We start from the raw sequence: 23,508 nt of genomic DNA, 5'->3' as shown, positions 1-23,508 counted from the left end.
CCAGCGTGAGTCAATCGCATGCAGCAAACATCAGCAGAAACGCCTATATGCCCAGCCGGCCGCACCGACCGGAATCTAGGCCCTTTGACCAATGTTCTTCGGCTTCCCACGTCCCACAGTGAGTTCATGGACTCGAGGAGGTCACAGATGAACAGCCAGACAGGCATTGCCGGCGGCCGCGACTCGATCGACGCGCACTTCACGACGGGTGTGCTCCACGGCCACTACGACAGCCGCTTCGAGGATCTCGTCGCCGCCCTGGCCGAGGAGGTCACGACCGGCGGCGAACTCGGTGCCGCGATCGCCATCGATGTCGACGGTGAGCTCGTCGTGGACATCTGGGGCGGACATGCCGATAAGGCGAAAACCCGTGAATGGTCGGAAGACACGATCGTCAACGTCTTCTCGTCCACAAAAAATGTCACCGCTTTGGCGGCGCTGATGCTCGTCGACCGCGGTCTCATCGATCCGTTTGCCCCGGTGGCGAAGTACTGGCCCGAGTTCGCCGCGAACGGGAAGCAGGACATCGAAGTGCGCCACATCCTCAGCCATACCTCCGGGGTGTCCGGCTGGGAGATGCCCTTCACCCTCGAGGACGTCTACGACTGGAAGAAAGCCACTTCCCAACTTGCAGCTCAGGCGCCGTGGTGGCCACCCGGCACTGCCTCCGGCTACCACGCCGTGACCATCGGCCACCTCGTAGGCGAGATCGTCCGCCGGGTCACCGGCACGACGCTGAAGCAGTTTGTGCAGCGGGAGCTAGCCGAGCCGCTGGGCGCTGATTTGCAGATCGGTGCGCGGCCCGAGGACGACCACCGCATCGCCGAACTGGTTCCGCCCCCGCCGCTGGACGTCCCGCTCGACGCGATTCCCCATGACCATCCGATGTACAAGACGTTCGCCGCCATTCCGCCGGCTTCGGAAACCGCGCTGGCAGCCGAGACGACCGCATGGCGCCGCGCGGAGATCGGCTCGGCCAATGGACACGCCAACGCCCGTTCACTGGTCCGTGCTCTCTCGCCAATCGCGTTGGGCGGCATGGCCAGTGGGATACAGATCCTCGGCCCCGACACCATCGACCTGATCTTCGAGGAGCAGGCCATCGGCACCGACCTGGTGCTGGCCATGCCTGCACGGTGGGGCATCGGATTCGCCCTGCCCCATCCGGAGGCGGTGCCCGACATTCCCGACGAGAGGGTCTGCTACTGGGGCGGCTGGGGCGGCTCCATGGCGGTCATGCACCCCGACCGGCGCACCACATTCGCTTATGTGATGAACAAGATGGGGCAAGTCACTTCGGCCGGAACCGAGCGCACGCGCAAATACACCCGGCTGATCTATCAGGGCCTCGGCTGAGCAGGTATCAGTAAGGCCGGCCACCTTCGGGCATCACGTACTCGGAGATCGGCGCACGGCCGCCGTTGACCGACGTTCCGCCGTTGATGATGCCGGGCGCCATCTCCAGCATGTTGTGCGGGAACCCGAATTTCGGCTTGGTCAGCGCGGTTAGCCGGGCCAGTTCATCGGCGCTGAGGTTCGCGTCGACGGCGCGGACGTTGTCCTCGAGTTGCGAGAGCCTGCGCGCCCCGATGATGACCGAGGAGACGGCGGGCTGCGCGAGCACCCAGGCCAGTGCGACGCTGGCGACGTTCGTCTCGTGCGCCTTCGCGATGCCTTCGAGTTCGTCGATCAGCGCATAGGTCTTCTCGTTGAGGAATGCGTCGACCATCGCGCCGCGATCGGCGCCGCGTTGGCCGGCATTGGCTCGGGTGTACTTTCCGCTGAGCACGCCACTCTTCAGCGGCGACCAGGGCGTGATGCCGAGCCCGAACTCCGCTGCCATCGGGGCCAGTTCTTGTTCGATGAAGCGTTCCAACAGCGAGTACTCGACCTGCAGGCCGACGAAGCTCGACCAGCCGCGGAACCGGGCGATGAGGTTGGCCTCGGCGATCTTCCACGCCGGGGTGTCCGAAACGCCGATGTAGCGGACCTTTCCGGCGCGGACGAGGTCGTCGAGCGCCGACATCGTCTCGTCGATCGGAGTGTTCACGTCCCAAATGTGCAGCCAGTACATGTCGATGTAATCGGTTTGCAGGCGCCGCAGGGAGTTCTCGCAAGCGTTGATCAGGGACTTACGGCCGGAGCCACCTCCGTTGGGATCACCCGGATACAGGTTGCCGCTGAATTTAGTGGCTATCACCAAGCGGTCCCGGCGGGCGGTGTTGCGACCGATGTGGTCGCCGATGATCTTCTCGGAATGGCTTCGGGTGTAAAAGTTGGCGGTGTCGATGAAGTTGCCGCCAAGTTCGGTGTAACGGTCGATGATTTGTTGGGACTCTTCGACACTGGTGCCCCAGCCGAGGTCTTCGCCGAACGTCATGGCGCCCAGGCACAACCGGCTGACGCGCAATCCGGAGCGTCCGAGTGTCACGTACTGATCCAGGGGCATGAGGGCCGCCTTCCTGGTAAATTGTTCGATTATGGGATTGTTCCATCCTAAACTAGTTCATGTCTGAACGATCGGGCAAGTCGATGCCGGCGATCGACGCGGCCAAGATCTGGTCGTTGAACTACCGCGTGCTGCTGTCGGTCATCTCGTGCGCGGAGGCCGACATCTGCGCGCTGGGGCTCGAATCCAAGGAGCTGTTCCTGCTCGCCGAGATCGACGAGCATCCCTACCCCGCCGAACTGGCGGCGACGTTGAGCATGCCCAAGGCGACGGTCACCGTCTACCTCAAACGACTCGAGGCCGCGGGATTTGTGCGCCGTGAGATCGACGCCTCCGATCTGCGGCGACATCGACTACTGCTCACCCCCGCCGGGCGCAAGGCCGCCGCGGACGGGTTGGCGCTGCTGTCCGACGAGTTCAACAAGCGTCTCGGACGCCTCACTGCGGCGCAGCAAAAAGAGTTGAAAGGCCTGCTGGAGCGAATCGTCTGAACGCCTGGGCTAGTCTGACGTGTCGTGCGAGTTCTGGTGATCGGTTCGGGTGCACGAGAGCATGCGCTGTTGCTGGCGCTTCGGAAAGACCCCCAGGTCACGGGACTATTCGTCGCTCCCGGCAACGCCGGTACCGCCCGCGTGGCCGAGCAGCACGACGTCGACATCACGTCGGGTTCCGACGTAGTCGCCCTGGCCCGCGAGCTGCGTGCCGACCTGGTGGTGATCGGTCCCGAGGTGCCGTTGGTGCTGGGGGTGGCCGACGCACTGCGCGCCGCCGGCATCGTCTGCTTCGGGCCCAGCAAGGACGCCGCCCGCATCGAGGGCTCCAAGGCGTTCGCCAAGGAGGTCATGGCCGCGGCCGGAGTTCGCACCGCGGCCAGCGAAACCGTTGACAGCCCGGCGCATTTGGACGCCGCCCTGGATCGGTTCGGGCCTCCCGCGGGCGACCCCGCCTGGGTGGTCAAGGACGACCGGCTGGCCGCGGGCAAGGGCGTAGTGGTGACCGCGGACCGCGGCGTCGCCCGCGCGCACGCCGCCGGACTGCTCGAGGCGGGCCACCCGGTGTTGCTGGAGTCATATTTGGACGGCCCGGAGGTGTCGCTGTTCTGCGTCGTCGACGGCGAGACCGTGGTGCCGCTGCTGCCGGCGCAGGACTTCAAGCGTGTCGGTGACGGCGATACCGGACCCAACACCGGCGGCATGGGCGCCTACGCGCCGGTGCCGTGGCTTCCCGACGAGGTATACCGGGACATCGTCGGCAATATCGTGGAACCCGTTGCGGCGGAAATGGTTCAGCGGGGCAGCCCGTTCTGCGGGTTGTTGTACGTCGGACTTGCGATCACCACCAACGGTCCGGCCGTGGTCGAATTCAACTGCCGCTTCGGCGATCCGGAGACCCAGGCCGTGCTGGCGCTGCTGGAATCGCCGCTCGGGCAGCTGCTGTACGCGGCGGGCACCGGCAAGCTGGCCGACTTCGGCGATCTGCGCTGGCAAAAGGGGGCGGCCGTCACGGTGGTGCTGGCGGCGGAGAATTATCCCGGGCGCCCTCGGGTCGGGGACGTCGTCGCCGGCTCGGAAGCCGAGGGGGTGCTGCACGCGGGCACGGCGCGCCGCGATGACGGCGAGGTGATCTCGTCGGGTGGCCGCGTGCTATCGGTGGTGGGCACCGGCGCCGACCTCGCCGCCGCGCGATCGCAGGCCTACCAGCTGATGCGGTCGATCCGACTGCCGGGCAGCCACTTTCGAAGCGACATCGCGCTGTTGGCGGCCGAGGGCAAGATCAACGTCTAGAAACCCGCGGCCTGGCCGTCGCGGCGGGGATCGCTCGCCGCGAAATAGCCGCCGTCGAGCCGCCAAATCGCCTGGCAGCTGCCGAACTGGTTGTAGTCGTCCACGGCAACCAGGTCATGTCCGCGGCGGCGAAGCTCGTCCAGCGTCGCGGCCGGGAAGCCTTTCTCGCAGCTGACCTGCATGCCCTGCACCCACCGAAACCGCGGGCCGTCACACGCGGCCTGCGGATTCTGTCCATGGTCGGCGATGCGCACCATCACCTGCGTGTGACCCTGAGGCTGCATCGTTCCGCCCATCACGCCGAAGCTCATCACGGGAGCGCCGTCTTTGGTGACAAAGCCCGGGATGATCGTGTGGTATGGCCGTTTGGCCGGCCCAACCCGGTTCGGGTGTCCTTCGGCCGCAGCGAAATTCGCACCACGGTTCTGCAGCGCTATCCCGGTGCCCGGCACCACGACACCGGACCCGAACCCCATGTAGTTCGACTGGATCATCGACACCATCATCCCCGCGGCGTCGGCGGCGGTCAGGTACACGGTTCCCCCGCTCGGAGCGCCCGCTGACGCCGGCCTCGCCCGGGCACGATCGATCAGGGCCGCGCGTTGCCTCAGGTAGTCGGCGTCCAGCAGGTGTTCCGGGCGGACCGGCATGTGCTCGATGTCGGCGACGTAGGCCTGCGCGTCGGCAAAGGCCAGCTTCACCGCCTCGATCTGCAGGTGCACGCTGTCCGCGGAATCGACTGGGAACGAGCCCATGTCGAAGTGCTGCAGGATTCCCAGGGCGATCAGCGCCACGATCCCGTGACCGTTGGGCGGGAGCTCGTGGACGGTGTACCCGCGATAGGTGCCGCTGATGGTGCCCACCCAGTCGGCGCGGTGAGCAGCGAGGTCGCTGGCGCGCATCGCGCCGTCGTTGGCCAGCGCGTGCGCCTCGAGTTGAGCGGCCAGCTCTCCGCGGTAGAACGCGTCGCCGTTGGTTGCGGCGATCTTCTCGAGCGTGGTGGCCTGTTCGGCAAAGCTGAACCGCTCACCGGGTTCGGGCGCCCGCCCGTCGGGCATGAAGGCGCCGGCGAACCCGGGCTGCCTTTCGAACAGCGCTATCTGCGCCGCCCATTGCTCCGCGACGGTCGGTGAGAGCAGGAAACCGTTGCGGGCGTAGCGGATTGCGGGCTCGAAGAGCTTTTCGAACTCGAGCTTGCCGAACTTGGCGTGCAGTTCGGTCCACGCCGACACCGCGCCCGGCACGGTGACCGCATTCCAGCCGACCACGGGAACGGCGTTGCCGCCGAAGTATTCCGGCGTCCAGGCCGCGGGCGAACGGCCAGACGCATTAAGCCCGTGCAACTGCCGGCCGTCCCACACGATGGCGAAGGCGTCCGAGCCGATGCCGTTGGAGACGGGCTCCACCACCGTGAGCGCGATGGCGGTGGCGATGGCCGCGTCCACCGCGGTTCCTCCCTCGGCGAGCATCTGCAGGCCCGCTTGGGCTGCCAGCGGTTGTGACGTGCACACAACGTTTTCCGCCAGCATGGGCTTGCGCGGCCACGCGTAGGGGAACTCCCAATCGAAAGGTGCCGTCACCTTCGCGAGCGTAGCGCCGGCGGCACACTCGGTGCCCAGCGCCGCGCCAGCGTGACTCTCGGCGGCCAAGCGCACTTACGCCGTCAGCAGCGGCGCCATCCAGGTCAGCTCGGCGGGCAGCTGCGAACTCCAGAACTCCCCGTTGTGCCCGCCGGGTGAGAAACCACCCGCTGGCGGATGCGGCAGTTGCGCGATGAACTGTTTGGTCGCGGCGTAAAACGGATCGCTGTCGCCGCAATCGACCCGAATGGGAATCGACCCCAACGCGGGCATCCCGAACACCGAATTCGCCGCGAAGTCGTCGGGCCCGTCGAAGGCACCGGGCGCGGCCGCGCCGGAGGAGAGCCACAACGCGGGACTGACCGCGCAGATCGCCGCGGTGCGCGCCGGACCCAGCCGGCCCCCGAGCAGCAATGCGCCGTAGCCGCCCATCGACCAGCCCAAGAACGCCACCCGCGAGGTGTCCAGGCCCTGGCCGCTCAACATCGGGATCAGCTCGTCGAGCACCATGGCCCCGCTGTCCTCGCCGGACGCCCTCTTGTGCCAATAACTGCCGCCACCGTCGACGGCGACCACCGCAAACGGCGGCAAGCCCGCGTTGACGGCTTGGGCCAGGCCCTGTTCCACACCGCCGGCCATCACCGTGGATGCGTCGCTGCCCTTGCCGTGCAGCGCGATGACCGGTCGCAGCGTCTTCGTTTGTCCGGGCGGTCGTGCGATGGCCCAATTGGTGTTGATCCCGCCGCGCGCCGCCGAGACGAAGGAACCCGTCACCATGGTGGGCGCCGGCTGACCCGGGGGAGCCGGTTCCAGAGGTGGGGCCGGCGGCGGCGCCAGCGGCGCCTGGGTGCCGGCCGGTGAGAGCGGCATGGCTTGAGATGGCCGGGGCTTGAACAGGATGTCGAGCGCGTACGTGCCCGCCGCACCCGCGGCGGCGCTGGCGCCGAGACCCAGCAGGGCGCGGCGGCTCAAGTCGGGCATGCGGGCCATCATGCCATGTTGGTCCGGCGGGCCGTTTGGCCGAAATGGCAATGCAGTACCACTTTGGCTGGCACGATGGCTACTCGTGACGGCAGCAGTCACTCCTAAGGGAGAACGTCGGCGGTATGCGCTCGTTAGCGCCGCCGCCGAGCTGCTTGCCGAAGGCGGATTCGATGCCGTGGGTCACCGCGCGGTCGCTCGACGGGCCGGACTGCCGTTGGCGTCCACTACGTATTACTTCTCGTCCCTTGATGATTTGATCGCGCGCGCGGTCGAACACATCGCGATGATCGAGGTGGCGCAGCTGCGGTCGCGGGTTACCGCCCTTTCCCGCCGGCGCCGCGGACCGGAGACCATCGCCGAGGTGTTGGTCGATCTGCTTGTCGGCGACGTGTCCAGCCCCGGACTCAGCGACCAGTTGATCTCGCGCTACGAGCGACACATCGCGTGCACCCGGCTGCCCGCATTGCGCGAGACCATGCGTCGCAGCCTGCGGCAGCGCGCCGAGGCCGTCGCCGAGGCCATCGAGCGATCGGGCCGCACGGTGCACATCGAGCTGGTGTGCACGCTGATCTGTGCGGTCGACGGCTCCGTGGTGTCCGCGTTGGTCGAGGGCCGCGATCCCCGCGCGGCGGCGCTGGGGACGGTGGTCGATCTCATCGAGGTGCTTGCCCCCATAGATCAGCGGCCCGTGCGGTCGGCCGGCAGCGAAGGCGTCACGATGTACCCGGTGGCGAAGTCGCCGTAAATCGTCACGTCCGCCGGACAGCGCTGCGCATAGAGCGCCACATAGGCGCAGACGACGGCGTCGACGGGATCCTCGGCGCGGCGCAGCTCGCTTTTGCGCTCGGCGGTGGTTACGCGTTTGCGCAGCCTGGCCCACTCTTCATTGCCCGCCACATGCAAGGGCACCGCAGCGTGCGCGAGCTTCTCGATGCCGTCCATCAGCAAGAGCAGCTCGGATTTGAGCTGATCGACGCCGCGGCCGGGCTTCGCCTTGTACTTGAGCGTTCGTACCAGCCGGAACAGCACCACGGTTGCCGGATGCGGGTAGACCTCGATGGCACGCCGGGACGCAGGTGACCGCGGGTCCATGTCGAGGCCCATGGCGCGCGCCAGTCGCGCCGCACGCGGACCGTCGGCGAATTCCGGTTTCGCCGTGTTGGCCGGGTGCGCCCCGGCTTGAAACTTGCGGAAGTCGCGGTTGAGCGCCGCTTCGGCGGGTCGCTGGCCGGTCGGGTTGGTCACCACCAGCGGCGCGTCGAATCCCACCAGGCACTGCCCCCGCACATAGGGCGACAAGGCGGCGAGCACCGCCGCGTCGTCGCCGACCGCGTCGATGTGCACGAGGCGGCCCCCGGCGTCGACGACCGCGACCCCGGTGGGATTGCGCCCGGCCCAGGCGAGATCGACGCCGGCGAAGTACATCCTGCCCAGGGTATGGGCGCCGGATCGTAAGCTCTATGTCTGTGAGCATTCCGAACGTCCTGGCCGCCCGGTATGCCAGCGCGGAAATGGTCGCGATCTGGTCGCCGGAGGCCAAGGTCGTCGCGGAACGCCGGCTGTGGCTGGCCGTGCTGCGCGCCCAGGCGGAGCTCGGGGTGGACGTTCCGCAGGACGCCATCGCCGACTACGAGCGGGTGCTCGAGGACGTCGATCTGGCCTCGATCGCGGAGCGCGAGCGGTCGCTGCGCCACGACGTCAAGGCCCGCATCGAGGAGTTCAACGCGCTGGCCGGTCACGAGCACGTGCACAAGGGCATGACCAGCCGCGACTTGACCGAGAACGTGGAGCAGTTGCAGATTCGGCGGTCCCTGGAGTTGGTCTTCTCCCATGGAATCGCGGTGGTGGCGCGGCTCGCCGAACGTGCGGTGTCCTACCGCGATCTGGTGATGGCCGGGCGCAGCCACAACGTCGCCGCGCAGGCCACCACCTTGGGCAAGCGGTTCGCATCCGCCGCGCAAGAGACGCTGATCGCGTTGACGCGGCTGCGCGAGTTGATCGACCGCTACCCGCTGCGCGGTATCAAAGGACCGATGGGCACCGCCCAGGACATGTTGGACCTGCTCGACGCCGACGCGGTAAAGCTGGCAGAACTCGAACGTCGCGTGGCCCAATTCCTGGGCTTTGCAACGGTTTTGACCAGCGTCGGGCAGGTTTATCCGCGGTCGCTCGACCACGACGTGCTCTCCGCGCTGGTGCAGCTCGGCGCCGGACCCTCGTCGATGGCCCATACGATCCGGCTGATGGCCGGGCACGAGCTCGTCACCGAGGGATTCGCTCCGGGCCAGGTCGGCTCGTCGGCGATGCCGCACAAGATGAACACCCGCAGTTGCGAACGGGTCAATGGGCTGCAGGTGGTGCTGCGCGGTTACGCCTCGATGGCTGCCGAGCTTGCGGGCGCGCAGTGGAACGAGGGCGACGTGTTCTGCTCGGTGGTGCGCCGAGTTGCGTTGCCGGACAGCTTCTTTGCCATAGACGGGCAGATCGAGACGTTCTTGACCGTGCTCGACGAGTTCGGTGCCTACCCCGCGGTGATCAGCCGCGAGCTGGATCGCTACCTGCCGTTCTTGGCCACGACCAAGGTCCTCATCGCGGCGGTCCGCGCGGGGATGGGGCGCGAGGCCGCGCACCATGTGATCCGAGAGCACGCGGTCGCGACGGCGCTGGCCATGCGGGAGCAGGGCGCGGAGCCCGATCTGCTGGAGCGGTTGGCCGCCGACGAGCGACTGCCGCTGGACCGGGCTGCGCTGGATGCGGCGCTGGCCGACAAGAAGGCGTTCATCGGCGCCGCCGGCGATCAGGTGGACGAGGTGGCCGCTGCGGTGGACGCGCTGGTAAGCCGCTACCCGGACGCCGCCAAGTACGCCCCGGGCGCGATCCTGTGACCCTCGCCGGCGCGCTCGCGGGGATCGACTTCACCGATCTGGACAATTTCGCCAACGGATTTCCGCACGACTTGTTCGCCATCCACCGCCGCGAGGCGCCGGTGTACTGGCACGAGCCGACCGACAACACCCCCGACGGCGAGGGCTTCTGGTCCGTCGCCACCTATGCGGAAACGCTTGAGGTACTGAAGGATCCGGCGACCTACTCCTCCGTCACGGGCGGCGGCCGACCGTATGGCGGCACCCTGCTACAGGATCTGTCCATCGCCGGGCAAGTACTCAACATGATGGACGACCCGCGCCACTCACAGATACGGCGACTCGTCAGCTCCGGGCTGACACCGCGAATGATCCGGCTGGTCGAAGACGATCTGCGGGCGCGGACGCGCCGGCTGCTGGACGCCGTGGTACCCGGCGAACCGTTCGACTTCCTGGTCGACATCGCCGCCGAGCTGCCGATGCAGATGATCTGCATCCTGTTGGGAGTGCCCGAATCCGAACGACATTGGCTGTTCGAGGCCATCGAGCCGCAATTCGACTTCGGCGGCTCGCGCAAGGCCACGATGTCGCAGCTGTCGGTGGAGGAGGCCGGGTCGCGGATGTACGAATACGGCCAGCAGCTGATCGCGTCGAAGCGGGCTGAGCCAACCGACGACATGTTGTCGGTCGTGGCGAACGCGATGGTCGACGACGCGGATGCGCCGTCCCTATCGGATCTCGAGCTCTACCTGTTCTTCAGCCTGCTGTTCAGTGCCGGCGCGGAGACGACGCGCAACGCGGTCGCGGGAGGGCTGCTGGCGCTGGCCAACCATCCCGAGCAATTACGTGCGCTGCGAGCGGATCTCGACGCGCTGCCGACCGCCGTCGAGGAGATCGTGCGGTGGACGTCGCCGTCGCCGTCCAAGCGGCGCACCGCTACCCGCGACGCGACGCTCGGCGGGCAGCCGATCGAGGCGGGCCAGAAGATCCAGATCTGGGAGGGCTCGGCGAATCGTGACCCCGCGGTATTCGAGCGCGCCGACGAGTTTGATGTTGCCCGAAAGCCCAACCCGCACTTGGGGTTCGGTCAAGGCGTGCATTACTGCCTGGGTGCCAACCTGGCAAGGCTGGAACTGCGCGTGCTCTATGAGGAGCTGTTCTCCCGGTTCGGCGGCGTGCGGGTTGTGCGGCCGGTCGAATGGGCTCGCAGTAATCGGCATACCGGCATCCGGCACCTGGTTGTGGAACTCCTCGAGGAACGGTGACGATCCGACGCGCCGAGGCCGAGCCGACGCCGGACGTCTTCGCCGCGGTCATGGCGACCGGAATCCTGTCGATCGCCGCGCACAACCACGGCTACCGCTGGATCAGTGACACGCTGGGCGTCGTCGCCACCGTCGGCCTCGTGTTCTTGGTAGCGCTGGTGGCCACGACAACCGTCGCCAGGCGCGAGAAGTTGCGTTGGGATCTGGCGGATCCTGATGTCACCCTTCGGTTGTTCACCTTCGTTGCCGCCTGCGCGGTGATCGACACCCGGTTGTCGTCCAGCGTGTGGGTCCTGCGGGTGCTCGGCGCGGTAGGGCTCTCGTCCTGGTTGGTGCTGGTCGGGCTCACCGCGCGGAACATGTTGGCGCGCCGCTGGCCGGCGCTGCGCGACCACGCCCACGGGGCGTGGGAACTGGGTAGCGTGGGAAGCTCCGGGCTGGCGATCGTCATCGCCCGGGCGGCGTATGAAACCGGTCATCGGTGGTGGCTGACCGTAGCCGTGGCCGTTTGGGTGGCGGCGATCCTCATCTATGGCCTGATGACCTGGTTGATCCTGTGGCGGGTAATCAACGAGCGACAGGACCGGGACGGATTCGAGCCGGACACCTGGATCCTGATGGGCGGCATGGCGATTGCGACGCTGGCCGGCGACAACATCCACGCCGTGGCCCCCGCGTGGCTGGCCGGCCCCGTGCGCATCGTCACGGTCGTGACGTGGGTGACGGCCACCCTGTGGATACCGCCACTGATCTACTTCGGCCTGCACCGGATCAGCAGGCGTCCCAACATGTTGCGCTTCGCCGGGGTGTGGTGGGCGCTCGTGTTCCCGCTGGGCATGTACTCCGCGGCCAGCTACGCCATGGCCAACGAGATCGGCCAGCGGTCATTGCTGACCGTTTCGCTCGTCTTCTTTTGGGATGCGTTGGCGGCGTGGCTCGTTGTCGTCGTCGCCGGGTTGTTGCTCCTGGGCCGCGCGCTGCTACAGGCCGCCGATCGAGATGCCGGCCGCGCGTAGTTCGAGCGCGGCCAGGGCCCGGATGGTGAGCGGATCCTCCCGGCGCCACCCACCGACCGGATCCGCGCTGACCGCGGCGAGCTTTCCCGGCGGACGGTTCGTCAATGCCCGCAAGGCAAGGAGTTGCTCACCGGCCGGGGTCGCGGCCAACGCGGTGACGGTCAACTTCCGTCGAAAGAACCGCAGCCGCAGGAGAAGCCACGGCACGTCCGCGACGAGGATGGGGACGGCGGCGATGGCCATCGCCAGCAGGACCGCAAGCCAGCTGGCGGTGGAGTCCAAGTCGTGGCCCGCGCCCGCAAGATCGAGCGCCGCCTGGCTGGCGGAGTTCAGCGGCTGGCTGACCGCGTCCCCCACCAAAGGGATCTGCTGGGCGCCGTGGCCGGCCGACGCCAGATTGCCGGCGATGCCATGCGCGCCGCTCTCGACTTGCCGGCCGGCGTCCGCGATCGTCGAAACGGCGTCGTAAACCGCCAGTCCGACTAGCAGCCAGATAGCGGTCCACAGGACGACGGCGAAGTCGCTGAGCAGCTGGACCATCAGCCGGCCGGGTCGGGTGGAGTAGGGCAAAAACCGCGGGGTCATAGTCTCGATCCCAGCACAGCTCCCGACGCGCGGCCCCTTCCCGGGTGCCCGATAGGCTGACCCGATGCGCCCCGCACTGTCCGACTACCGGCACCTGGCCAGCGGCAAGGTCCGCGAGATTTATGGCGTCGACCAGGAACATCTGCTGCTGGTCGCCACTGACCGGATCTCGGCGTACGACTACGTCCTGGACAGCATCATCCCGGACAAGGGCCGCATCCTCACCGCGATGAGCGTCTTCTTCTTCGGCCTTGTCGACGCTCCCAATCACCTGGCCGGGCCACCGGATGACCCACGGATCCCCGAGGAGGTCCTTGGCCGTGCCCTGGTGGTGCGGCGGCTGGAGATGCTGCCGGTGGAGTGCGTTGCGCGCGGCTACCTCACCGGGTCGGGATTGCTGGACTATCAGGCGACCGGGAAGGTCTGCGGCATCACCCTGCCTCCCGGCCTCGTCGAGGCCAGCAAGTTCTCCGAACCACTGTTCACCCCCGCCACTAAAGCGGCGCTGGGGGATCACGACGAGAACATCTCGTTCAACCGGGTGATCGAATTAGTGGGCGGGGTTTATGCCAACCAGCTGCGCGACCGCACGCTGCAGATCTATGTTCAGGCCGCCGACCACGCTCTGACGAGGGGAATCATCATCGCCGACACGAAGTTTGAGTTCGGCACCGACCGCGACGGCAATCTGCTTCTGGCCGATGAGATCTTCACGCCGGACTCCTCGCGATACTGGCCGGCCGAGGATTACCGGGTCGGGGTTGTGCAGACGAGCTTTGACAAGCAATTCGTCCGTAACTGGCTCACCAGCCCCGAGTCGGGCTGGGACCGCCATGGTTCGCAACCACCGCCACCGCTGCCCGACTACATCATCGATGCCACTCGCGGCCGCTATATCGATGCCTACGAACGCATTTCCGGCCTGAGTTTCGGCGACTGGATCGGCGCATGACGGATACAGGCGCCGGCGCGTCGGCGCCGCCCGTCGCCAAGCGCGAGGAGACCCGACGCGAGCATCACGGAGACGTCTTCATCGACCCCTACGAGTGGCTGCGCGACAAGTCGGACCCCGAAGTCGTCGCCTACCTTGAGGCGGAAAACGACTACGTCGACCGGATGACAGCCGATCTAGAACCCTTGCGGCAGAAGATCTTCGATGAGATCAAGGCGCGTACCAAGGAGACCGACTTGTCGGTTCCGACGCGACAGGGCGACTGGTGGTACTACGCCCGCACCTTCGAAGGAAAGCAGTACCGCGTCCAGTGCCGTTGTCCGGTGAGCGATCCCGATGACTGGGATCCGCCGACACTGGAAGAGGACACCGAAATACCCGGCGAGCAGATCCTGCTCGACTCGAACGCCGAGGCGCAGGGTCACGAGTTCTTCGCGCTCGGTGCCGCCACCGTCAGCCTGGACGGAAATCTGCTGGCATATTCCGTCGACACCATCGGCGACGAACGCTATACGCTGCGCTTCAAAGACCTGCGCACCGGCGAGCTGTATCCGGACCAGATCGCCGACATCGGGGCGGGCGCGACCTGGGCGGCCGACAACCGCACCGTGTACTACCTGACCCTGGATGAGGCGCACCGCCCGGACAAGGTCTGGCGCTACCGGGTCGGCTCCGGCGAGGCCGCGGAGTTGGTGTATCACGAGGCCGACGAACGGTTTTGGCTCGGCGTGGGGCTCACCCGGAGCGAGACCTATGTATTGATCGCATCGGGTTCGTCCATCACCTCCGAGTACCGGTACGCCGACGCCGCCGACCCGCGTGCAACCTTCACCGTCGTGCTGCCGCGGCGCGAAGGCATCGAGTACGCCGTCGAGCATGCGGTGGTCGGTGGGCAGGACCGGTTCCTGATTCTGCACAACGAGGCCGCGGTGAACTTCGCGCTGACCGAAGCGCCGGTGAGCGATCCGACCCGGCAGCGCACGCTGATCCCGCACCGCGACGACGTGCGACTCGACGGCGTCGACGCCTTCGCCGGCCATCTGGTGGTCAGCTACCGGCGGGAGGCGTTGCCCAGGCTCCAGGTGTGGCACATCGATTCCGGAGGGGAATACGGTGAGCCCGAGGAGATTACGTTCGACTCGGAGCTGATGTCGGCCGGTCTTGCGGGCAACCCGAACTGGGATGCACCCAAGTTGCGAATCAGAGCGGGGTCGCTGGTCATCCCGGCGCGGGTATACGACATCGACTTTGCCACCGGAGAACGAACGTTGCTGCGTGAGCAACCCGTCCTCGGCGGTTATCGCACCGAGGACTACGTAGAGCGGCGCGACTGGGCCCTTGCGGACGACGGGACCCGCATCCCGGTATCCATCGTGCACCGCGCGGGGATCGAATTCCCGGCGCCGGCCTTGCTTTACGGCTATGGCGCCTACGAGATATGCACCGACCCCAGCTTCTCCATCGCTCGGTTGTCGCTGCTCGACCGCGGAATGGTCTTCGCCATCGCCCACGTCCGCGGTGGCGGTGAGATGGGCCGGCCGTGGTACGAGCACGGGAAGCTGTTGGAGAAGAAGAACACCTTCACCGACTTCGTAGCCGTGGCAAGGCACTTGGTCGACACGGGTGTCACCCGGCCGCATCAGCTGGTGGCGCTGGGCGGCAGTGCGGGCGGCCTGCTGATGGGGGCGGTCGCCAACCTGGCGCCGGATCTCTTCGCCGGCATCCTGGCGCAGGTCCCGTTCGTCGACCCGCTGACCACCATCCTCGATCCCTCCTTGCCGCTGACCGTCACGGAATGGGACGAATGGGGAAACCCATTGCAGGACAAAGATGTCTATTCCTACATGAAGTCATATTCGCCCTACGAGAATGTCGAGGCCAAGCAGTACCCGGCCATTTTGGCGATGACTTCCCTGAACGACACCAGGGTCTACTACGTCGAGCCGGCCAAGTGGGTGGCGGCTTTGCGGCACGCCAATGCCAACGGCAGTCCGATTCTGCTGAAGACCCAGATGAACGCCGGACACGGCGGGGTCAGTGGTCGCTACAAGGCGTGGCAGGAGACCGCGTTCCAGTACGCCTGGCTGTTGGCTGTTGGCTGTGGCCGAAGGCCACAGTGATGGCGGCGGCTCTGGAGAACGGTGACGGCGGCTCACCCTTCGACCGCGTGGCTCGGTACCTTCTTCGGCAAGAACCACGCCGGAATCATCGTCAACGCGACCAGCACGACAGCCAGCACGTAGACCACCGTGTAGGCGTGGGAAAGACTGTTCATAAGGTTGCCCGCGAAATCGGGACTGGTCGTCTGCCGCGGAATGGCAGCAGGGTCGACCGCCTGCCCACGTCTGGCGGCGTCACCTTGCAGAGCCGCCAACTTGTTTGCACTGGCGATGTACGCGTTGTGATTGAACTGATTGGTCAGTATCACCGCCATCAAGGCGGCTCCGATCGAGCCACCGATCTGTTGGTTGACGCTCATCAACGTCGTCCCGCGGGCGATCTGATGCGGCGCCAGCGACTGCATCAGCGCCGCATTGAGCGGCGTCGTGGTGAAGCCTATGCCCAGGCCCATGACCGTCAACCCGACCAGCAGCATCGGTTGATAGGCGGCCTGCCTGGACACTCCGAAGGTGAAGATGCCCAGACCCACGGCCATCAGCGCGAGGCCGGCCACCACGATCTTGCCCGGCCCCCGCCGGTCCACGAATGCCCCGCCGAGCGGCATGGTCACCAGTGCACCGACTCCTACCGGCACCATGTGCAGCCCGGCCTGCATCGGGGTTTCGTGCATAACGACCTGGAAATAGCTCGGAACCAGCAGCCCGGCGCCAACGAATGCAACGGCGAATACCAGCAACGTCACGTTGACTTCGGTGACAACGCGGTTCTGGAAAAGCCGCAGGTCAATCAGTGGGTGATCGGCGCGATACCAGGCATGCAAGACGAATGCGACGATCAAGGCCAGCCCGAGAAGCGCTGGTACCAGGACGTAGCGGTCGGCCACTGTGCCCCGGCCCGGGATGGACGACACCCCGATCAGGAACGCCGCCACGCCGGGCGACAGCAGTAGCACACCGACGAAGTCGAATGCCTCCGACGGGGCCGAGCGGTCTTTGGCGAACATGACCGCCGCGAGAGCGAATGCGGCGAGACCGACCGGCAGGTTGACGAAGAAGATCCATTTCCAGCCGTAGGAATCGATCAGCCAGCCGCCCAGAATCGGGCCACCGATGGGGCCGAGCAGAATTGGGAGGCCGCCGATGGCCATGAGGCGGCCGACACGTTTGGGGCCGGCCTCGCGCGTCAGGATCACAAAACTCAGCGGCAACAACATGCCACCGCCCACACCCTGGACTACTCGAAAGATGATAAGTGTCAGGATGTTCGGCGCCAACGCGCACAGGAGTGAGCCCAGCGTGAAGAGCAAGATCGAACCCATGAAGAGCCGTTTGGTGCCGAACCGGTCGGCAGCCCAACCCGTTATCGGGATCACAGTCGCGAAGGCGAGCATGTAGCCGGCGATGGTCCAGGAGACGATGGCCTGGGTCGAGCCGAACTGCGCGAGGAAGGTGGGCTGCGCGACCAGCACCACGGTGTTGTCCAAGATCGCCATGATGCAGGCCAGCCCGCACACCCCGGCGATGCGGAGCAGCGCAGCGTCCAGTTTGTCGGGAGACTCGTGTTTGTCCGTGTCCGACTGCCCGGTTGGAGGGGGGTCGCCCGCGGCATCGGAAGGGGCGGAATAGGCCTTCTGCATCGTGTTGCCGAGCATATCTATACCGATACCCTCGCGTAGAAGCTTTTAGGCGTTTGGTTCGTCTGTCGCCCTTTTCCTGCTGGCCAGACGGGTGACCGGTGGTCGGAGCGAAAATGTTCACCCGCGGGCGGGCGCAGTGAACCGTTCGACAAGCTCGTGACGGCCGACCGCCGCCGCGCAGGGCGGCCTCGGGCTATTCACCCAATGTTTGGCTCGCCGGCTTTTTCGGCAGAAAGGACGCCGGAATTATCGTGAACATCACCAACACCACCGCTATCACAAATACCGCCGTATAGGCGTGGGAAAGATCGTGTGCGACCTTGGCCCAAAAACCGGCGTCAAGCGTCTGGTGCGGCATCGCGGACTGGTCGACCGGCACCCCGCTGACGGCGGCCTGCTGCTGTAGCGCCGCAAACTTGTTCGCGGCGACGATGTTGTCGCTCCGGTTGAACTGATTGGTCAGGATCATCGACATCAGCGCGGTGCCCACCGACCCGCCGACCTGATGGCTCACGCTCATCAACGTCGTGCCCCGGGCGATCTGGTGCGGGGCAAGCGCCTGCACCGCGGCGACCGACAGCGGCATCATGGTGCAGCCCATCCCGAGACCCATGATCGCGAGGCCGATCAGCAGCGTGGGCAGGTAGTCGGCCTGCCTGGCGACACCGATGGCGAACGTGCCCAGGCCTGCAGTGATCAGCGTGATGCCGACCAGCACGATCTTGCCGGGGCCCTGCCGGTCCACCAGCGGCCCGGTCAGACGCATGGTCAGCATGGCGCCGAGGCCCTGGGGGATCATGCGCAGGCCCGCCTGCCTCGGCGTCTGGTGCAGCACCTGCTGGAAGTAACTCGGAAGCAGCAAGCCGGCACCGAAAAAGGCGCCGGCAAACACCAGCATCGTCACATTGGCGTGAGTGAGCACGGGGTTGCGGAACAATCTCAGATCGATGAGGGGGTGATCCGCACGGCGCCACGCGTGCGCAACGAACCCGGCGATCAAGCCCAGACCGATGGTCGCCGGTATCAGCACGCGGCGATCTGCCACGGTCCCGCAGTGCGGGATCGATGACACCGCGAACAGGAATGTCGCGAGGCCGGGGGACAGCAGCAGCACGCCGACGAGGTCGAAGGTCTCCGACCGCGCCGGGTGGTCCCGGGGAAAGATGATGGCCCCGAGCACGATCGTGATGACTCCGATCGGCAGGTTGATCAGAAAGATCCACCGCCAGCTCGAGGTGCCGATGAGCCAGCCGCCCATGATCGGACCACCGATCGGGGCTAACAGCATCGGGATGCTCAGGATCGACATCAGGCGACCGAGCCGCAAAGGGCCCGCTTCGCGGGTCAAGATCATGAAACTCAGGGGCAACAGCATGCCGCCGCCGATGCCTTGGGCCACCCGAAAGATGATGAGCTGCAAGACGTTCGCGGCCAACGCGCACAGCAGTGAGCCCAGCGTGAACGCCAGCACGGAGCCCATGAAGAGTCGCTTGGTGCCGAACCGGTCGGCCGCCCACCCGGTGATCGGTATGACGGTCGCCAACGCCAGGGTGTAGCCGGTCATCGTCCATGCGACGACGGCCTGCGAGGAGGCGAATTGGTCGATGAAGGTGCGCTGCGCGACGCTGACGACGGTGACATCCACGATCGCCATCACCGTGGCCAGGATGCATACGCCGGAAATGCGCAACAGTCCAGCATCCAGCTTGTCGGGATAGACCGGCTCACCCTCGCCCAGCTGCGGGGCGGGGACGTAAGGCAGCGGGGTGTCGGCCGCTGCGTACGGGGCCTGATCCATGGCGTTGCTTAGCATATCGAACCGATTCCCTCCGCGGTCGCCCGTAGGCCCATGCCGCGCGGCCGAATCTGCAGGACCTGCGGTACCGATATACGCCTGCCGTCTGCGTGTCCTTCACCATTCCGACACCTGAGATCGTCAAACTGCGGGTGTGGCTGGAAAATTGATCGTCTCGGTCTCGGGGATAGGCGAACGTACCCTGCCTGACGTTGAGGCGTTCTGCGCGCAAATGGATGCCCGTAACGTGCCGGTGTCGCTGTTGGTGGCACCCCGGCTCAGTGGTGACTACCGACTCGACCACGACCCGCGCACCGTCGAATGGTTGACCGACCGGCGTTCCGGCGGCGATGCGATCGTGCTGCACGGCTACGACGACGCGGCCACCAAGAAGCGGCGCGGCGAGTTCGCGATCCTTCGGGCACACGAGGCAAACCTGCGGCTGATGGCTGCCGACCGGGTGCTCGAGCACCTCGGGCTGCGCACGCGGCTGTTCGCGGCGCCCGGCTGGGTGGTTTCCCCGGGAGTGATCAAGGCCTTGCCGGACAACGGTTTTCGCCTGCTTGCCGACCTGCATGGCATTACCGACCTGGTTCGGCACACCACGGTGCGCTCCCGGGTGTTGGGTATCGGGGAGGGTTTTCTCACCGAACCGTGGTGGTGCCGGATGGTGGTGCTGTCCGCCGAGCGGATCGCCCGGCGCGGCGGGGTGGTGCGGGTCGCCGTAGCCGCTCGTCACCTGCGCAAACCCGGTCCGCTGCAGGCGATGGTGGACGCCGTCGATCTGTCGCTGATGCACGGCTGTGCGCCCGCGGTTTACCGCTGGCGGCGCGACAAGGCGATTCTCGACGCGGCCTGACCAAGCGTCCCCTCAACCCGTCCGGCGCGGGCACTACCCTGGTCCGACATGAGCGATTCTTCGGCCGCGGGGTTCGGCGCCGATGCCATCATCGTGGGGGCGGGACTCGCAGGGCTGGTCGCCGCCTGCGAACTGGTGGACCGGGGCCTGCGGGTGCTGATCGTCGACCAGGAGAGTAGCGCCAACCTGGGTGGGCAGGCGTTCTGGTCGTTCGGCGGCCTGTTCTTCGTCGACAGCCCCGAGCAGCGCCGTCTGGGGATCCGCGACAGCCACGAACTCGCCCTGCAGGACTGGCTCGGTACCGCAGCGTTCGACCGGCCCGAGGACTACTGGCCACGCCAATGGGCGCACGCCTACGTCGATTTCGCTGCGGGGGAGAAGCGCCGTTGGCTGCGTGACCGGGGACTCAAGCTCTTTCCGTTGGTGGGTTGGGCCGAACGTGGCGGGTACGACGCACAGGGCCATGGCAATTCGGTGCCTCGCTTCCACATCACCTGGGGCACCGGACCCGCATTGGTCGAGATCTTCGCCCGTCAGCTGCGGAACCGCTCGACAGTGCGCTTCGCGCACCGCCACCAGGTCGACGAGTTGATCGTCGAGGGCGTCGCGGTGACCGGCGTCCGGGGCACTGTGCTGGAGCCCTCTGCCGCGCCCAGGGGCGTGGCGTCATCACGAACGGCCGTGGGGCAGTTCGAGTTCCGTGCTCCCGCGGTGATAGTCACGAGTGGCGGCATCGGCGGCAACCACGAGCTGGTGCGGAAGAATTGGCCCGAGCGGATGGGCCGCATACCCGAGCAGTTACTCAGCGGCGTGCCCGCTCACGTTGACGGCAGGATGATCGGCATCTCCCAGCGGGCCGGTGCGCGGGTGATCAACCCTGACCGGATGTGGCACTACACCGAGGGCATCACCAACTACGACCCGATCTGGCCGCTGCACGGGATCCGGATCATCCCGGGGCCGTCGTCGCTGTGGCTCGACGCGACCGGCAAGCGGTTGCCGGTGCCGCTGTACCCCGGTTTCGACACCCTCGGCACGCTGGAATACATCACCAAATCCGGATACGACTACACGTGGTTTGTGTTGAACGCCAAAATCATCGAGAAGGAATTCGCACTGTCTGGGCAGGAGCAGAATCCCGATTTGACCGGGCAGAGCCTGCGCGAGCTGCTGCGTAACCGGGCGCGCTCCGGGCCGCCGGGGCCGGTGCAGGCGTTCGTCGACCGGGGTGTGGACTTCGTCAGCGCAGACTCGTTGCGGGAGTTGGTCACCGGCATGAACAAGTTGCCCGACGTGGCGCCGCTGGATTACGCCACTGTGGAGGGCGAGGTGACCGCCCGCGACCGCGAGGTGGCCAACAAGTTCAGCAAGGACGGCCAGATCACCGCGATCCGCGCCGCCCGGGGCTATCTGGGCGACCGGCTGGGCCGGGTGGTGGCACCGCACCGGCTGACCGATCCGAAGGCAGGCCCGATGATCGCGGTAAAACTGCACATCCTGACGCGAAAGACGTTGGGCGGCATCGAAACCGACTTGGCCGCCCGCGTGCTGAAAGCCGACGGCACACCCTTGAACGGGTTGTACGCCGCCGGTGAGGTGGCCGGCTTCGGAGGGGGCGGCGTGCACGGCTACCGCGCCCTGGAGGGCACGTTTTTGGGTGGTTGCATCTTCTCCGGCCGGGCCGCCGGCCGCGGCGTGGCCGACGACATCGCCTAGCGCTGTGGCCCATCGCCGAACGGCACGCCGGCGTGACCCTCGAGGTGAGTAGCGGTCAGAAGGTGACCGCGTCCTCCTCGGGCAGCACCTGGAAATCGGTCGTGGTCATCTCGGTGAGCCGGCCGTAGTAGATCCCCCGTGCATCCGGGGCGATGATCCCTTGGTGGATAGGCACCGCACGCGCCGGCGCCACCGCGCGCAGGTAGTCGACGGCCTCGGCGATCTTCATCCACGGGGCGGCCGCCGGTGTCGCCAAGACGTCCACGGGCTCGTCGGGCACGAAGAGCGCATCACCGGGGTGCATCAGCCTGGCGCGATGATCGCCGTCGCCCACCAGAAATGAAATGTTCTCTATCACAGGGATTTCGGGGTGAATTACGGCGTGTTTGCCGCCGACCGCACGAACCGTCAGCTCACCGATCGTCAGCTCGTCACCGACGTGCACGGCCTGGCACGGCGCGCCCAGCTGGGCGGCGGTCTGCGGGTCTGCGTACAGCGCGGCGTCCGGGTTGCCTTCGAGCAGCGCCGGCAGGCGGCTGCCGTCGACGTGGTCGGGGTGCTGATGGGTGATCAGGATGGCCGATAACCCCGTTATGCCCTCAAAGCCGTGCGCGAACGTTCCAGGATCGAAGAGCACGCGGGTGTGGTCGAATTCTGCAAGTAGGCAGGAGTGGCCGAAATGCGTGAGCTGCATGACTACGATTGTGCCCTGACGGGGGTGATGCCGATGCGGGTGATCCTGGCGACCATGGTGGTGGTCGGCGGCCTCGGGGTGGCTCTGATCGTCGCTGTGCCCGCACACACCGAGCCGCAGGCCTGTCCGCCCGTGTGTGACCAGATCCCCGACTCCGCGTGGATCCAGCGACGAGCGGTGCCGCTGGACCCGGTTTACGGCTGGCCGCCGCTGGCGAGCCTGGCGGCGCAGGTGACCGGGTCGACGCCCGGGCCTCGATTCCGGTTCGAGGAGTTGTGTGCCACACCGCCGGTGCCGCGGGACCCCCGCGATTCGGCCGTCGTGGCACACGCCACGGTCGCCCACCCGGACGGGCAGTGGCAGTTGCAGGCACAGATCCTGCACTGGCGTGGCGATACGGCCAGCGGCGGCGCCATCGCCGGATCGGTGTTCAGCAACGCCGTCTCCGCGCTGCGCTCCTGCCAGCAACGTGCGCCGCAGCAATCACCGTCGATCACCAGCGACGAAACGAACCGGATGGCCGCGGTGATCAGCGGTCCGGTCGTCATGCACACCTACCTGCTCGCCCACCCCGCCAGCAGCACGATCAGCGAGCTCACGCTCTGGTCGTCGGGCCCGCCGCAGGTCCCGTGGCCGGCAATGGCGGACGATCCCGTGCTGAACGCCATGACCGCGCCCCTCTGCGAGGCCTACATTGCCTCGTGCCCGTAACGGCCTAGCTGCACTTCCGCCGGTAGAGTTGGCGCGAAGACAGATCTGAGGAGGAGCGCCGGTGGGCCGGGTAGTCGTTCATGTGATGCCCAAAGCGGAGATTCTCGACCCGCAGGGTCAGGCCATTGTCGGCGCGTTGGGCCGACTCGGTCATCCGGGGATCTCAGATGTGCGACAAGGCAAGAGATTCGAACTCGAGGTAGACGACACCGTCGACGATTCGGTGCTGGCCGACATAGCGGAAACGCTGTTGGCGAACACGGTGATCGAGGACTGGACGATCAGCCGGGAAACCAAGTGACGGCACGAATCGGCATCATCACCTTTCCGGGGACCCTGGACGACGTCGACGCCGCGCGGGCGGCGCGGCATGTCGGCGCCGAGGCGGTCAGCCTGTGGCATGCCGACGCCGATCTCAGGGGCGTCGACGCCGTGGTGGTGCCGGGAGGTTTCTCCTATGGCGACTACCTGCGGGCCGGGGCAATCGCGAGGTTCGC

At 66.7% G+C, this 23,508-nt stretch carries 22 protein-coding genes; 14 read left to right on the top strand and 8 right to left on the bottom strand.

Annotated elements, in window-relative coordinates; all coding sequences use genetic code 11:
• The first annotated feature begins 18 nt into the window (after window positions 1-18).
• The gene (locus tag A5697_RS16865; RefSeq protein WP_231972091.1) at window positions 19-1,356 is read left to right on the top strand and encodes a serine hydrolase domain-containing protein; all 1,338 of its coding nucleotides are present in this window, start codon (window positions 19-21) and stop codon (window positions 1,354-1,356) included.
• A 7-nt stretch (window positions 1,357-1,363) separates the two neighbouring features.
• On the opposite strand, the gene A5697_RS16860 is transcribed toward A5697_RS16865, so the two are convergent.
• Window positions 1,364-2,449, bottom strand: coding sequence for an aldo/keto reductase (locus A5697_RS16860; RefSeq protein ID WP_068011439.1), 1,086 nt, complete (start codon window positions 2,447-2,449; stop codon window positions 1,364-1,366).
• A gap of 59 nt (window positions 2,450-2,508) precedes the next feature.
• Here A5697_RS16860 and A5697_RS16855 point away from each other — a divergent pair, with 59 nt between their 5' ends.
• Window positions 2,509-2,940, top strand: a complete 432-nt coding sequence (locus A5697_RS16855) for a MarR family winged helix-turn-helix transcriptional regulator (RefSeq protein WP_231972090.1) — start codon at window positions 2,509-2,511, stop codon at window positions 2,938-2,940.
• A 24-nt stretch (window positions 2,941-2,964) separates the two neighbouring features.
• The gene (purD, locus tag A5697_RS16850) at window positions 2,965-4,233 is read left to right on the top strand and encodes a phosphoribosylamine--glycine ligase (protein WP_067947761.1); all 1,269 of its coding nucleotides are present in this window, start codon (window positions 2,965-2,967) and stop codon (window positions 4,231-4,233) included.
• On the opposite strand, the gene A5697_RS16845 is transcribed toward purD, so the two are convergent.
• Window positions 4,230-5,813, bottom strand: a complete 1,584-nt coding sequence (locus A5697_RS16845) for a gamma-glutamyltransferase family protein (protein WP_067947800.1) — start codon at window positions 5,811-5,813, stop codon at window positions 4,230-4,232. The two genes, purD and A5697_RS16845, sit on opposite strands and share 4 nt — an antisense overlap.
• A 75-nt stretch (window positions 5,814-5,888) precedes the next feature.
• A complete protein-coding gene (locus tag A5697_RS16840; protein WP_067947759.1) occupies window positions 5,889-6,806 on the bottom strand; it encodes an alpha/beta hydrolase-fold protein in 918 nt (305 codons plus the stop codon).
• Window positions 6,807-6,879: 73 nt separating this feature from the next.
• On the opposite strand from A5697_RS16840, the gene A5697_RS16835 reads away from it, so the two are divergent.
• Complete coding sequence (locus A5697_RS16835; RefSeq protein ID WP_067947758.1) at window positions 6,880-7,542, top strand: TetR/AcrR family transcriptional regulator; 663 nt, start codon at window positions 6,880-6,882, stop codon at window positions 7,540-7,542.
• Here A5697_RS16835 and A5697_RS16830 read toward each other — a convergent pair.
• Window positions 7,476-8,222, bottom strand: coding sequence for a DUF429 domain-containing protein (locus A5697_RS16830; protein WP_067947756.1), 747 nt, complete (start codon window positions 8,220-8,222; stop codon window positions 7,476-7,478). The genes A5697_RS16835 and A5697_RS16830 overlap by 67 nt on opposite strands.
• Window positions 8,223-8,263: 41 nt before the next feature.
• Here A5697_RS16830 and purB point away from each other — a divergent pair, with 41 nt between their 5' ends.
• Genes purB through A5697_RS16815 form a run of 3 tightly spaced genes read left to right on the top strand, consistent with a single transcriptional unit; the run spans window position 8,264 to window position 11,942 of the window.
• Window positions 8,264-9,682 carry an adenylosuccinate lyase gene (purB, locus tag A5697_RS16825; RefSeq protein WP_067947747.1) on the top strand — a complete coding sequence of 473 codons (1,419 nt, stop codon included), beginning with the start codon at window positions 8,264-8,266 and terminating at the stop codon, window positions 9,680-9,682.
• Complete coding sequence (locus tag A5697_RS16820; RefSeq protein WP_068011438.1) at window positions 9,679-10,926, top strand: cytochrome P450; 1,248 nt, start codon at window positions 9,679-9,681, stop codon at window positions 10,924-10,926. The genes purB and A5697_RS16820 overlap by 4 nt, the downstream gene beginning before the upstream one ends.
• Entirely contained in the window at window positions 10,923-11,942 is a 1,020-nt protein-coding gene (locus A5697_RS16815) for a tellurite resistance/C4-dicarboxylate transporter family protein (RefSeq protein WP_067947741.1), read from the top strand. The genes A5697_RS16820 and A5697_RS16815 overlap by 4 nt, the downstream gene beginning before the upstream one ends.
• On the opposite strand, the gene A5697_RS16810 is transcribed toward A5697_RS16815, so the two are convergent.
• Complete coding sequence (locus A5697_RS16810) at window positions 11,907-12,527, bottom strand: hypothetical protein (protein WP_067947739.1); 621 nt, start codon at window positions 12,525-12,527, stop codon at window positions 11,907-11,909. The two genes, A5697_RS16815 and A5697_RS16810, sit on opposite strands and share 36 nt — an antisense overlap.
• 64 nt (window positions 12,528-12,591) lie before the next feature.
• Here A5697_RS16810 and A5697_RS16805 point away from each other — a divergent pair, with 64 nt between their 5' ends.
• Together A5697_RS16805 and A5697_RS16800 are read left to right on the top strand one after the other, a co-directional pair.
• Window positions 12,592-13,479, top strand: coding sequence for a phosphoribosylaminoimidazolesuccinocarboxamide synthase (locus A5697_RS16805; protein ID WP_067947737.1), 888 nt, complete (start codon window positions 12,592-12,594; stop codon window positions 13,477-13,479).
• Window positions 13,476-15,599 carry a S9 family peptidase gene (locus A5697_RS16800; RefSeq protein ID WP_068011437.1) on the top strand — a complete coding sequence of 708 codons (2,124 nt, stop codon included), beginning with the start codon at window positions 13,476-13,478 and terminating at the stop codon, window positions 15,597-15,599. Before A5697_RS16805 ends, A5697_RS16800 begins: the two co-directional genes overlap by 4 nt.
• A gap of 32 nt (window positions 15,600-15,631) precedes the next feature.
• On the opposite strand, the gene A5697_RS16795 is transcribed toward A5697_RS16800, so the two are convergent.
• Together A5697_RS16795 and A5697_RS16790 are read right to left on the bottom strand one after the other, a co-directional pair.
• Window positions 15,632-17,251, bottom strand: coding sequence for a DHA2 family efflux MFS transporter permease subunit (locus A5697_RS16795; protein WP_067950251.1), 1,620 nt, complete (start codon window positions 17,249-17,251; stop codon window positions 15,632-15,634).
• A 178-nt stretch (window positions 17,252-17,429) separates the two neighbouring features.
• The gene (locus A5697_RS16790) at window positions 17,430-19,049 is read right to left on the bottom strand and encodes a DHA2 family efflux MFS transporter permease subunit (RefSeq protein WP_068011436.1); all 1,620 of its coding nucleotides are present in this window, start codon (window positions 19,047-19,049) and stop codon (window positions 17,430-17,432) included.
• A 136-nt stretch (window positions 19,050-19,185) separates the two neighbouring features.
• Here A5697_RS16790 and A5697_RS16785 point away from each other — a divergent pair, with 136 nt between their 5' ends.
• Window positions 19,186-19,890 (top strand): DUF2334 domain-containing protein, encoded by a 705-nt coding sequence (locus A5697_RS16785; protein WP_067950255.1) that lies wholly within the window; start codon window positions 19,186-19,188, stop codon window positions 19,888-19,890.
• Between the two features lie 48 nt (window positions 19,891-19,938).
• On the top strand, window positions 19,939-21,606 hold the full coding sequence (locus A5697_RS16780) for an FAD-binding dehydrogenase (protein ID WP_068011435.1): 1,668 nt from the start codon (window positions 19,939-19,941) through the stop codon (window positions 21,604-21,606).
• 55 nt (window positions 21,607-21,661) lie between these two features.
• Here the strand turns inward: A5697_RS16780 and A5697_RS16775 are convergent, their stop codons facing one another.
• A complete protein-coding gene (locus A5697_RS16775; RefSeq protein WP_067950259.1) occupies window positions 21,662-22,300 on the bottom strand; it encodes an MBL fold metallo-hydrolase in 639 nt (212 codons plus the stop codon).
• On the opposite strand from A5697_RS16775, the gene A5697_RS16770 reads away from it, so the two are divergent.
• The 3 genes from A5697_RS16770 to A5697_RS16760 form a co-directional block, all read left to right on the top strand.
• Window positions 22,277-23,011: an ATPase gene (locus tag A5697_RS16770; protein WP_197501037.1), complete on the top strand. Its 735-nt coding sequence runs from the start codon at window positions 22,277-22,279 to the stop codon at window positions 23,009-23,011. The genes A5697_RS16775 and A5697_RS16770 overlap by 24 nt on opposite strands.
• Window positions 23,012-23,072: 61 nt before the next feature.
• Window positions 23,073-23,312, top strand: a complete 240-nt coding sequence (purS, locus tag A5697_RS16765) for a phosphoribosylformylglycinamidine synthase subunit PurS (protein ID WP_066955000.1) — start codon at window positions 23,073-23,075, stop codon at window positions 23,310-23,312.
• Window positions 23,309-23,508, top strand: a 200-nt coding sequence (locus A5697_RS16760) for a phosphoribosylformylglycinamidine synthase subunit PurQ (protein WP_197501036.1), incomplete at its 3' end; no start/stop codon positions are given. The genes purS and A5697_RS16760, both read left to right, overlap by 4 nt.

It is taken from the genome of Mycobacterium sp. E3251, assembly GCF_001666835.1.
Taxonomy (GTDB): Bacteria; Actinomycetota; Actinomycetes; order Mycobacteriales; family Mycobacteriaceae; genus Mycobacterium.
Note: the sequence above shows the minus strand (reverse complement) of the source record. Positions and strands in the feature narration are given on the sequence as shown.

What these genes read in the sequence shown, in the direction of transcription:
- A5697_RS16865 (WP_231972091.1), top strand. Translation starts at nt 19, where the DNA reads ATGCAGCAAACATCAGCAGAAACGCCTATATGCCCAGCCGGCCGCACC.
- A5697_RS16860 (WP_068011439.1), bottom strand. Translation starts at nt 2,449, where the DNA reads ATGCCCCTGGATCAGTACGTGACACTCGGACGCTCCGGATTGCGCGTC.
- A5697_RS16855 (WP_231972090.1), top strand. Translation starts at nt 2,509, where the DNA reads ATGTCTGAACGATCGGGCAAGTCGATGCCGGCGATCGACGCGGCCAAG.
- A5697_RS16840 (WP_067947759.1), bottom strand. Translation starts at nt 6,806, where the DNA reads ATGATGGCCCGCATGCCCGACTTGAGCCGCCGCGCCCTGCTGGGTCTC.
- A5697_RS16830 (WP_067947756.1), bottom strand. Translation starts at nt 8,222, where the DNA reads ATGTACTTCGCCGGCGTCGATCTCGCCTGGGCCGGGCGCAATCCCACC.
- A5697_RS16810 (WP_067947739.1), bottom strand. Translation starts at nt 12,527, where the DNA reads ATGACCCCGCGGTTTTTGCCCTACTCCACCCGACCCGGCCGGCTGATG.
- A5697_RS16805 (WP_067947737.1), top strand. Translation starts at nt 12,592, where the DNA reads ATGCGCCCCGCACTGTCCGACTACCGGCACCTGGCCAGCGGCAAGGTC.
- A5697_RS16800 (WP_068011437.1), top strand. Translation starts at nt 13,476, where the DNA reads ATGACGGATACAGGCGCCGGCGCGTCGGCGCCGCCCGTCGCCAAGCGC.
- A5697_RS16795 (WP_067950251.1), bottom strand. Translation starts at nt 17,251, where the DNA reads ATGCTCGGCAACACGATGCAGAAGGCCTATTCCGCCCCTTCCGATGCC.
- A5697_RS16790 (WP_068011436.1), bottom strand. Translation starts at nt 19,049, where the DNA reads ATGCTAAGCAACGCCATGGATCAGGCCCCGTACGCAGCGGCCGACACC.
- A5697_RS16780 (WP_068011435.1), top strand. Translation starts at nt 19,939, where the DNA reads ATGAGCGATTCTTCGGCCGCGGGGTTCGGCGCCGATGCCATCATCGTG.
- A5697_RS16775 (WP_067950259.1), bottom strand. Translation starts at nt 22,300, where the DNA reads ATGCAGCTCACGCATTTCGGCCACTCCTGCCTACTTGCAGAATTCGAC.